The sequence below is a fragment of the Holdemania sp. Marseille-P2844 genome (assembly GCF_900120005.1).
Lineage (GTDB): Bacteria > Bacillota_I > Bacilli_A > Erysipelotrichales > Erysipelotrichaceae > Holdemania.
Map to the genome: position 1 here is coordinate 502,309 of NZ_LT635454.1, position 11,988 is coordinate 514,296.

6 protein-coding genes are annotated in these 11,988 nt (G+C 30.5%); all 6 read left to right on the plus strand.

What is annotated here, in order from left to right; all coding sequences use genetic code 11:
* Window positions 1–45: 45 nt before the first annotated feature.
* From BQ7364_RS17120 to BQ7364_RS17145, 6 genes are read left to right on the plus strand one after another with little or no spacing between them, the layout of a single operon-like run.
* Entirely contained in the window at window positions 46–1,749 is a 1,704-nt protein-coding gene (locus tag BQ7364_RS17120) for a thiamine pyrophosphate-binding protein (protein WP_072685996.1), read from the plus strand.
* Window positions 1,746–4,301 carry a YfhO family protein gene (locus tag BQ7364_RS17125; RefSeq protein ID WP_072685997.1) on the plus strand — a complete coding sequence of 852 codons (2,556 nt, stop codon included), beginning with the start codon at window positions 1,746–1,748 and terminating at the stop codon, window positions 4,299–4,301. Before BQ7364_RS17120 ends, BQ7364_RS17125 begins: the two co-directional genes overlap by 4 nt.
* Before the next feature lie 58 nt (window positions 4,302–4,359).
* Window positions 4,360–5,292, plus strand: a complete 933-nt coding sequence (locus BQ7364_RS17130) for a glycosyltransferase family 2 protein (protein WP_072685999.1) — start codon at window positions 4,360–4,362, stop codon at window positions 5,290–5,292.
* An 11-nt stretch (window positions 5,293–5,303) separates the two neighbouring features.
* Window positions 5,304–7,868, plus strand: a complete 2,565-nt coding sequence (locus BQ7364_RS17135) for a YfhO family protein (RefSeq protein WP_072686001.1) — start codon at window positions 5,304–5,306, stop codon at window positions 7,866–7,868.
* Entirely contained in the window at window positions 7,840–10,134 is a 2,295-nt protein-coding gene (locus tag BQ7364_RS17140; protein ID WP_072686003.1) for a YfhO family protein, read from the plus strand. Before BQ7364_RS17135 ends, BQ7364_RS17140 begins: the two co-directional genes overlap by 29 nt.
* Window positions 10,131–11,957, plus strand: coding sequence for a DUF6020 family protein (locus tag BQ7364_RS17145; RefSeq protein ID WP_072686005.1), 1,827 nt, complete (start codon window positions 10,131–10,133; stop codon window positions 11,955–11,957). The genes BQ7364_RS17140 and BQ7364_RS17145 overlap by 4 nt, the downstream gene beginning before the upstream one ends.
* Window positions 11,958–11,988 lie beyond the last annotated feature (31 nt).

Below are 11,988 nucleotides of genomic sequence, written 5' to 3' on the forward strand. Positions count from 1 at the left end.
ATATTCTTCTTAGTGTAAAATAAGAGAAGAAAAAGGAGAATGATTATGAAAGCTTCTGATGCCATCGTTCAATTTTTTATTGATAAACAGATTACTGATATTTTTGGATATCCAGGAGGTATGGTAACTCATTTAATGGATTCCTTTGATAAATATAAAAATAAAATCTCCGCCCATGTTACCTATAATGAACAAGGCGCGTCATTTGCGGCCTGTGGATACGCCCAAGTTAGTCTAAAGCCAGGAGTCGCTTATGCGACGAGTGGTCCGGGAGCGACGAACTTGATTACCGGTATTTGCAATGCCTATTTTGATGGAATTCCCGCAATATTTATAACAGGGCAGGTCAATACCTACGAGTCAGGCAAAGGTCTTTCCTGCAGGCAAAAAGGATTTCAAGAAACTGATATTCTAGGAATTGTCAGGCCTGTTACGAAATATTGTTCATATATAGAAAAACCGGAAGACTTATTGCCAGAATTAGAAAAAGCTTATTCCATTGCGATGGATGGGCGTTGTGGACCTGTAGTACTAGATGTTCCAATGAATGTTCAACGTGCTGACATTGTTTATTCTATAAACGGAGCGCAGAATCAAGTACCGAACTTGATAGATGAAAATCAGCTGCAGGTTATAATTGATATTGTCAAAACTGCTAAAAGGCCTTGTTTTCTAGCGGGGGCTGGAATTCGTCAAAGTGGTTCATTGAACCAATTCGTTGAGTTAATCAATGAGAATCGTATACCTGTAGTAACTAGTATGATCGCAATCGATACTTTGCCTAGTAATCATTCTATGAAGTATGGCTTTATTGGCGCCTATGGCGATCGTACAGCTAATTTTATTGTAGAGAAGTGTGATTTGTTAATTACATTGGGAAGTCGCTTAGATATTCGGCAAACGGGTGTGAATCAAAAGAATTTTGCACCGCATGCTAAACTTATTCGTGTGGATATTGATCGTCAGGAATGCACAAATAAAATCAAAACAGATGAGATTGATATTAACTTGGATTTAAAAGAAGCAATTCCAGTATTATCACAAATTTTAAGAAATTATTTGAATGAAAATGAGGATTGGATTAAACTTTGTAACACGATTAGGAATGAACTGAGCAGTATTGATGATCAATTACCTAATCAAATTGTTACTTCTTTAAGCGAGAAGATTCCTGAAGATGTAGTCATTACCACAGATGTGGGACAGAATCAGGTATGGATTTCACAATCTTTTCAGGTGAAAGAAAATCAAAGAATTTTATTTTCTGGGGGACATGGGGCAATGGGATATTCTTTGCCTGCCGCAATTGGCGCCTATTATGCTTCTAGGAAACCGATTGTATGTTTTAATGGTGATGGTGGATTTCAAATGAATATTCAGGAATTACAGTTTATTGCCAGTCATCATCTGCCGATAAAGATAATAGTATTTAATAATCATTCTCTAGGTATGATTAGACATTTTCAAGAAATGTATTTTGATTCACGATATGCGCAAACGATAGCTTCTGGAAACTATTTTAGTTGTAACTTGAGGAAAATTTCAGAGGCTTATAATATTCCATTTTATGAATTCTCTGATAGCGATTTTACAGTAAACCATGTTTTTGACGATATGGGACCATGCTTGATTGAAATCAGTCTGCCAGAAGAAACTTATGTTATACCTAAATTATCTGTTGGGAAACCGAATACCGATCAAGAACCACCATTAGATCGTGTTCTTTATAGAAAGTTGATGGATTTATGAGTGTAAAAATAAGAAAAATCCTGCCTTTGTGGGGCTGTTTGACTTTGATTCTTTGTGCATTTTATACCTATGTTTATGTAATCAATCATTATACTTTAGTTTTCTGGGGAGATCAGACTGAGGCATTAATCCCTTATATGATTGATTTGTATACGCAGTTTAAAGAGAGTGGGTTTACTCTATGGAATCATTCCATCGGATTAGGTGCAAGTAACCTTGTCTATTATTATACGATATTAGGTTCGCCTTCCTTCTATTTAAATTTATTACTGCCCACGAGTGACTGGATTCCTTATTTTATTCCTGTACTGGATAGCTTGCGTTTCTTCTTAATTGGAACTGCTGCTTGGCTATGGCTAGACAAATTAGTTTGCAGTGATAAAGCGAAACTCATCGGGGCTTTAATCTTTACCTTCTCCGGCTGGGCAATGTACTGGCTGCATTTCAGCTATTTTCTAGATGCGTATCTCTATTTAGCTTTTCTTTTGTATTTTAGCGAAGAAATTCTTGAAGGAAGGAAAAAGTTAGGTTTCACTCTAATTATTTGTTTGTCATCAATTATCAGTCCCTATATTTTATATATGTTTTCTTGGCTATTATTGATCTACATGATATGCAGACTTTTCATGAAATATGAAAAAGTGACTTTTAAGTTTTTCTTTCAGAAATTCTTATCTGTTTTTGTTTATTATTTGTTAGGAGTTGCTTTGTCAGCCTTTGCATTATTACCTGCAGGACTCATGTTATTATCAACTGATCGCATAGGAAGTGGAACGGAGTCATTATTCAATCCTTTGTTAGGCGGGGATTTGATTCGAGTTATAACATCATTATTTTCACCAGTAATTAATGATTATGATTATAATATTTTCAGTTCTCCTTTCTTAAAATTGGATAATCGTGTTTATACTGTTTATAATTATTCATTTATTCTATTTGTTCTCTTATTGCCTCAACTTTTGAAAATAAAGTTTAGAGGGAAGAAACCCCTAATAATAACAAGTTTAGTTTTATATGCGATGCTTCTGTTTCCGGTCTTTTATTTAGTTTTTAACGGTAACACGTCAATTCGCTGGAGTTTTTATTATATTGTTTTCAATGTTATGCTTATTGCCTATATCCTACAGAATGAAGAACAACTTGATAAAAGGCTGTTAGCTGTATCGGGAGGGGGATGCATTTTAGTTCTTATTGGTATTTCTTTGTTGAGCATGAAATTAGGCTGGACAACAGAAATAAATCAGAGTGTGATTAAACGAGTCTGTGTTGTTGTTTCCGGTTGTGTTGTTCTCTATACATTTTCTTTATTAAAGAATAAAAATAAGTTTTGTAAAGCTTTATTAATAAGTACCGTGATTGTCGAAGCAGTATTTTGTATGTGTCTGAGAGTTGTCAATGGTACGAATAGTTTAGTTGCTAATTCCGAGAGTTGGAATGAATATCAACAGAAAATGTTAAACACAGATGCCGTTGATTTTATAAAAAAACAGGATTCTGGATTTTATCGTATCGATTTTGCAGATAATTCAAGCATTGCTTATAATTATCCAATAGTGAAACGATATAATGGTTTTACTTCCTATTTTAATGTCTATAATCATGAAACAAGGCCTTTGTATGATAATCGAAGTACTGATAATTGGTTTCTAGGTTATCAACCTTCAAAGTTTTTACTTAAGTCTTTATTAGGCTCAAAGTATATGATTACGTGGGAAGATAATCAATTTTTAATTCCTCATACCTATGATTTGATCTATGAGTCATCAAAACAAAAAGTTTATAAAAATTCTCTCGATATGTCATTAGGTTATGCTAGTTCAAAAATATCGGGATTCAATATCCTGGAAGATCTTGACAAATCTCAGGAAGACATTGTTCTGTTAAATTCAATTGTAATTCCAGAGGCAAAGAATAACGAATCAAATATTAATGATATTTATCCATTAATTGCTGAGAACTTAGTTAATTCTGGTTTTCCTTGGCATGAGAAAGAGGGCTATTTGTTTGTTGATTACAGTCAAAGTAATCCTTATGGCATAGTTGCTTACGAATTTTATAAAAATGGAAAACAAGTAAAATACGAGGAAAATTATGAATATGGATATACTGCCATCCGTGTTGATCAAGATATAGATGAAGTATATATCTATTGCAAGAATTTTAATAATATAAATGAATATATTCCTGTTAATGTATATTGGATTTCTGATAAGGTTATCGACCAATGCTTTTCTCGCTTAGCTTCAGAAGATCACTTTGAAAATGTTTTAGTTTTAGGTGAAGATCTCTCTGCGGATATAACAATTAACAATGAAAAAAAATGGGTTGCCACCACTATTCCATATAATCCAGGCTGGAAAGTCTGGGATAATGGTAAAATAGTGGATGTCAAAGAAGTGAATGAAGTATTTATTGGTTTTGAATTAGATGAGGGAGTTCATAGAATCCAATTTAAATTTATGCCCTCAGGTTTGAAGCTTGGGCTGGGAATTAGCTTTGGAGCATGTATAATCGTTATATTCTTAGGGTATAAGAAGGTAAAAGCAAGCTGATATTGTAAATGATTAAAAGATAACGTAAGATAAATAGGTTGAGAAAGGCGGAAATAACATGAAAAAGATTAGTATAGTTGTCCCTACTTATAATGAAGAGGAAAATGTAAAGCCTTTATCAGAAGCTATTATTAACGAATTGAGTATAAACTGTAATACATATGATTATGAATTAATATTCATTGATAATAATTCAAGGGATAACACTCGAAGCATTATCAGACATTTATGCAATGAAAATCCTAAAATAAAAGCGATATTTAATACTAAAAATTTTGGACAGGCTAATTCTCCATTCTATGGGATACTTTCGAGCACGGGAGATTGTACTATTCTTATCTGCGCTGACTTCCAAGATCCGATCGACATGATTCACCAATTTGTTCGAGAATGGGAACAAGGCTATAAGATCGTAATAGGAAGAAAGACAACAAGTAAAGAAAATAAAGTAATGTATACATTCCGCAGCCTCTATTACAAGTTGTTAAATAAATTTTCAGACTTTGAACAAATAGAGCATTTCACTGGCTTTGGTTTATATGATGCTAGTTTTGTGCAAACACTACGAGAGTTAAAAGATCCAACGCCATTTTTAAGAGGTATTGTGGCCGAGTTGGGACCGGAAAGAAAGGAAATTGCTTATACGCAGCAACAGCGCAGAGCGGGAAAAACAAAAAATAATTTCTTTCGGTTATATGACTTAGCAATGTTAAGCTTTACTTCTTATACGACAATAGGGTTACGAGCTGCAACTTTTATCGGATTTATCTTTTCTATATTGAGTTTATTTGTCGCCTTTCTCTATTTAGTGCTTAAGTTAATAAATTGGTATACATTCCCCATGGGGCAGGCGCCTATTTTAATTGGCGTATTTGTGTTTGGGTCGCTTCAACTGTTTTTTATAGGGTTGATTGGAGAATATATCATAGCAATGAACAAACGTTTAATGAATCGTCCGTTAGTTGTGGAAGAAGAAAGAATAAATTTTTAAAGCGGTGAAACATGAATAAGATAAATTTTGAAAAGCTAAAAATACGTTTACTTTCTTTACTTATTCCAATATTTTGCTTTTTATTAATCCTTTATACAGTTAAATTATGGCCCTTTGGTGAGCAAACGATAGTGAGCCTTGATTTAGATTCTCAATATATTTCGTTTTTCAGTTATTTAAAAGAAATTTTCAGAGATCCTACGACTCTCTTTTATTCTTTCTCAAAAACATTAGGCGGAGATATGATAGGCTTGGTTTCATATTACCTGATGAGTCCTTTTAACCTCATTGCTCTGTTTTTTTCTACAAGCAATTTGCCTATTGCGATGACGCTTATAATTATTTTAAAAATAGGCTCGGCAGGATATACATTTAATCTTTTTCTAAAAAATAATGGATATACTTCGTTAATTTTTTCAACCGCTTACGCATTGATGGCTTTTGTTATCGCTAATTATAGTAATGTAATTTGGCTAGATGGAATCATACTCTTGCCTTTAATTGCTATGGGAATTGAAAAAATTATAGTTGGAAAATCTCCGGCTTTTTATATTTTTAGTTTGTCGGCAAGCATCTTTACTAATTATTATATAGGCTACATGCTTTGTATTTTTTCTGTTATTTATTTTTTCTATTGTTTTTATTTCAAAGAGGAGACTCGATCACTACGATCCAGCAAAGTTTTTATTAATTTTTGCTTTGCATCGATTATTTCAGGTGGTTTGGCAGCGGTTTTGCTGATTCCTGTAAAGTATTCATTGGAAACGACAAAAGGATTATTTGATCTATCAAGTATACAGTGGCAAGCTAACTTAACGTTAAGGGATTTATTTAGTAAATTAATATTAGGCTGTTATAATTTTAATGAAGCTATGTCTGGAAAGCCTAACATTTATTGTAGTTATATCGGTTTATTAAGCTTTGTTTTTTATTTCCTTAATAAGAAGATTGATAAAAGAGAGAAAACAGGATGCTTCCTAATATTATTGTTGTTTTTAGTTTCCTTTATCTTCGAACCTATTAATTTGATTTGGCATGGCTTCAGTAAGCCAAATTGGTTCCCTTATCGCTATAGTTTTATATTTGCTTTTTTTGTATTATTAATTGGTCATAAAGGATTGAATACAACTCTCGAAGGCAATAATAAAGGAATTGTTCTCTTAAGTGCAGGCATGCTAAGTTTATTTATTTTAATTGGTTATATGGGAAATTTTAGTTATCTAAATATTTATAAATTTTTAGCCAGCCTTATTTTTATTTCTTTTATAATTTTGTATTTTCTTAAAAATATGAAAGCCAAAGGAACATTGTTGGTAGTTTTAGTATTAGAACTTACTGTAAATGGTTATTTTAGTTTGAAGGAAATACCGTATTTATCTTTAAATGAGTATAAAACTTACGTTGATAAGGTAGAGCCAATCATAAAAAGTATTAGAAAAAAAGATAGTGGTTTTTATAGATTTGAAAAGACTTTTCAAAGAACGCAGAATGATCCTATGCTTTTAAATTATTCTGGTTTATCTCATAACAGCTCGGCAGAAGCTTCTTTTGTGCGTAGCTATTTATATTCTCAATTAGGGTTATGCACAGAAGATAATTGGACTTATTATAATAGTGGGACAACGTATGCGAATGATTCATTACTGGGGATTAAGTATATTTTGACGCAGCAAAAAATAAGTATGGGATATACCGCGTTAAATACTTATGGTGATTCTACTCTATATTTAAATGATTTTACTTTACCGTTTGGTTTTTTGACTTCTGGGCCTGTACATACATATTATCCTGTCGACTTTTCGTGGTTATCAAATCAAAATAATATCTGGAAAGTTCTTAGTAATAATGAAAATTTAGAAATTATGAAAAGTCTGGAATTTAGTATTATCAAAAATGACATTATTCAGAACGATGATTATTTTAATTATATTGTGAATGGTGAAGATCCTTTTCTTGAATATCAGTTTGCAATGCCAAAAAAAGGACCAGTTTTCATTTATTTAACATCCAATGATGAGAGAAAAGTAAAGCTGTTTATAAATAATGAATATCTTTGTGATTATTTCACTTATGGACAACATCAAATGATTCGTTTAGGGGAGTATGATAAAGATGAGATAGTTACTTTGAAATTGAAACTTGAGGAAGAACAACTGGATATTCAGTCTGTAAATTTGTTTTATCAGGATATGGATGTTTTTGAGGAAGCTTTTACAAGTTTGATTAATAATAATACCTTCATGATAGAGAATAAAAAGAATGGTTATATTGCGGGGCATATCGAGGTCAAAGAGCCTTCAAATCTAATTTTACAAATACCTTATGATCAAAATTGGAGATTTTATGTTGATGGTAATAAAGTTAATAGCTATGAAAGTTTAGGTATTTATAGTACACTTTATTTAGATAAGGGATTTCATAATATCAGAGCGATATATATTCCGAGGGGATTAAAGCTTGGCGGTTTAGTAACCATTTTATCGATTATTATTTTGCTTTTTTGGCTTTGTTGTTTACAGAATAAAACTTTTGAAGGGGGACGAATGAATGCGTTTAAAAGAGGAAAAGAAAACTGATATAGTAGCTGCTTTTATTATTATTTTAATTCTTTTTATAATTTTTTTTCCTTATATCAAAAATAGCAATGGGATTTGTCCTTTTATCTTACGTGATGATTATAATTCACAACACATTCCTTTTTATAAAGAGTTTTTTCGATTAATAGGGACCGGAAACATTGGTTGGACATGGAATAGTTTATTAGGCCTTAATTTTTATGGTTCTAAAGCCTATTATATGGTAGGCGATATATTTGCATGGATTGCCTATATAATTTATTTATTTGTTAATGATGTAGCATGGTCTTTATTTTATGTTACTTTATTAAAACTTTTTATTGGCTGTTATCTGTTTTATAAGTTTTTAAGAAATTTTAATTATTCTTTTAAAACTTGTTTAATATTTGCTGTTTTCTTTATGTTTTCTGGCTGGGTTTTAATTTTTATTGAGCAACCTGTTTTTATTAGCTTCTATAGCTGGATTCCTTTGGTTTTAATAGGAATAGAAAAAATTTTAAGGAAAGATAAATATTCAATATTTTCTATTTCAATAATGCTAATTATTAGCACAAACTATTACCTAGCTTGGACTTTGTGCTTTTTTATACTTGGTTATTGGTGCATCAATTATTATGTTTCAAAGCATCCAATAGGAATATTGCCTTTTTTTAAGGATTCATTGAAGGTGTTCAAAGCTTTTTTAGTAGGTGTATTATTGTCATCTTTTGTTTGGTTGCCTTCTTTGTTACACATGTTATCTAGTCCAAGATTAAATTCTTATGATACGCCTATGTTTGGATGGAAATCTGAAAATGTTTTGCAGATTATTTCAAGTATATTTGTTCCTGTTATTAAATGTGATCAAAGTTTTTATAGAGTTAGTGAATATAATTTTTATCAAATTGGACTTTATATAGGTTCCTTATCTTTATTACTTATTCCACAAAATTTAATAAAAAAAAATATAAATAGGAAAATTTTGATTCTTGATTTATTTATATCTATTATATTAGTTTGCTCGCCACTAATAGGACTTATATTTCATTTCACTTATAGTTTACGTTATACTTGGATTATAACTATTATATTATTATTAGAAGGAGCAAAAGCTTTTGATGGCTTAATAAAAGGAAATTTTGATAAGGGAGTCTTAGTGAAGACCATTTTCCTAATTTATATTTTGTTACTTTGTTTATGTGTTTTAATACCTATTTGTATTAAACATAGTGTAATTAAAAATTACCAAGATTTAGTATTGTTGTTTGTTGCTTTATGTTTTGTTACGATTGAATTTTTATTTTTATATAACTCAAAAGAGAATAGAAAAATGATTTCACTTTGTGTAATAATCTCTATTATAGAATGTATTCTGTTTGCGAAAATATCTTTGTTTTTCCAGTTGCAAGTAAATGAAAGTGAAATGAGTTATTTGATACATGAAAAAGAAATATCTGAAATCGTACATTATCTAAAAGAAAAGGATCCAACTTTTTATAGATTATATATAGATGATGAAGTTTATAATAGTCCAATGTATTTTGAATACCCAGGAATTAAGGCATATGATTCGACTTATGAATACGCACTAAAATATTTCTTAGGTATGATTAGACATTACCCTGAAACAACATGGCTTATTAATATAAATGAGCCGGAATTGTTTGATTTTTTAGGGGTAAAATATGTTATAACTACGGAAAATTCTGATATAAGTTTGTGGGATTATTTGGGCAAGGAAGAATATGAAGTTAGCAATGAAAAGTTTAAAGTGTATAAACTAAATTGTAAAAGCGATATTGTAAAATTTTACAATAAAATGATATCCATTGATGTTATAAAAGAGATGGCAAATAATAGGGAACGAACATATTTATATGAAATTGCTGATACAATAAGTCAATATTTACCGATTTCAGAAGGTGTTGTGAAAAAATTTCAGGATATAGAGCCAGAGTTAAATTGTTCTTATGAAATATTGGATGTTTCTGACAATACTATTAGTATTAATATAACGAACGAGACTGATGTAGTTGCTCTTTTCACTATTCCTTATGATCGTGGTTGGAGAGTTTATGATCAAGACAATAGAAATTTGGATATGCTAAATGTTGCGGGTGGGTTTATTGGAGTGATTCTTAATAAAGGGGAGCATAAATTAAGATTTAACTACAGTGTACCAGGTAAAAAACTAGGATTTATTATTTCTAGTATTACTTTGATTACGATTATAATTCATTATTTATATGGTCGATTAAACAACAAAATTTCAAGAGGTAGATTATGAAAAGAAAAGCATTGATTGTATTTCAGAGTATTCTTGGTTATATGGCTTTAGTTTATTGTGGACCTAGAGTCATTGAAGGTGAATATATATGGTTGGACAATTTCACTGAAGCATTCAAAGGCTACGGAATAAATGGAATATTAATTCCAGTACTATTAATGTTTTTTTATAATTATGTTGATAGAGTAAAACAAAAATATAAAAATGATACAAACTATATTATAACCTTATCAGTTATTTTTGCTATAATAATGGCAATCGGAAGATATTTTCAATATAAAGTGGTGTCAACAGAAACAAGCTGGATATTATATTTTCAAATTTTTTTAATTCCTATCTTATATTTAGGGTTTTATTACCTATTTAAAAGAGTTATAAAAATGCTATTACATCTTTTTGATAATATTGAGGATGAAAACAGATTTAAGTTCAACGAATTTGTTTTTGATCAACATTATATTTTATTATCAATTTTTACACTGCTTCTTTGTTATTTACCTTATATTATTGCCTTTTATCCAGCTAGTATTTCTTATGATGGGGCCTACCAAATTGGAGAGTATTTGAATTTGTTTGCGAAAACAGATCATCATCCTCCATTTGTTACGTTATTATATGGTTACTTTGCTAATTTATATGAAAAATTCCAGAGTGAAATCTTCTTATTTTTCCTTGTTATTATTCAACTTATTCTATTAGTAATAGCTATACTTCTTGTGCTTAAATTAATGAAAAAATGTAAGTTACCTTATAAGGTTCGATGGATTACATTGCTTTTTTATTCTTTGTTTACAGTTTTTCCTGTTTTTACAGTAACGATTATCAAAGATTCATTATATTATCCGTTAACACTCATATATACTGTATTCTTATGCTTTGGTGTTCTATTTCCTGATGAGTATCTTAATAAGAAGTTCTATTATGTAGGTTTGGTAATAACTTTAATATTCTTGATTCTGACAAGAAATAATGGCATTTATACGCTTATATTATCATTCCCATTATTTATACTATTTACAAAGAAATATAAAATTCAACTTTGCTTAGTTTTATTATGCGTTTTATGTATAACTTCCGGGATTAACCAAAAATTTTATAGTATGGGAATAAAAAAGTTAAACTTCAAAATAGATATGTTTACTGTAATGCTGCAACAGACGGCTCGTTATGGTGCTGAACATCTGGATGATGTAACACCGGAAGAGTATAAAAGTTTGGATGAAATATTTGAGTATTGGAGATTACCATATGAGTATAATCCTAGAAATGCTGATTTCGCTAAAAATTGTTTGAGAGTAGATGAAGAGAGCGAAAAATACATTTTGGAAGATCGAATGGGAGATTATTTGAAAATTTGGTTAAATCAACTATCGAAACATCCGATGAGTTATATCTCTTCTTTTATCGAGAGTTCATATGGTTATTATTATCCTGATATTAAAGAAGCTTATGAAGGCCTTGGCTGGTATAGATCCATAAATCCAGCATCAGAAGTTTTTCATTATTCTGATGCTGCGGAAACAAAATCTTTTCGTTCATTTCTTGAAGGAACAGCTTATTTTCTGCGTGATTTTCCTATAACTGGAATACTATATAGTTGTGGCTTTTATGCTTGGATTGTTATTAGTGCCTTTATTTATCTGATAATTCATAAGCAAGGAAAACAATTAATTTGCATAATGCCATCAATTATTAATATTTTGGTATGCTGTGTTTCTCCTATATCTGGTTATATTAGATATGTGCTGCCTGTAATAGCTGCAGCCCCGGTAATTTTTACATTAGTTTATTGGAATAGAAAAAATTTAGAAGAAAGGTACTAAATTCAGGTTTATCTGTTATACTGCATGTAAA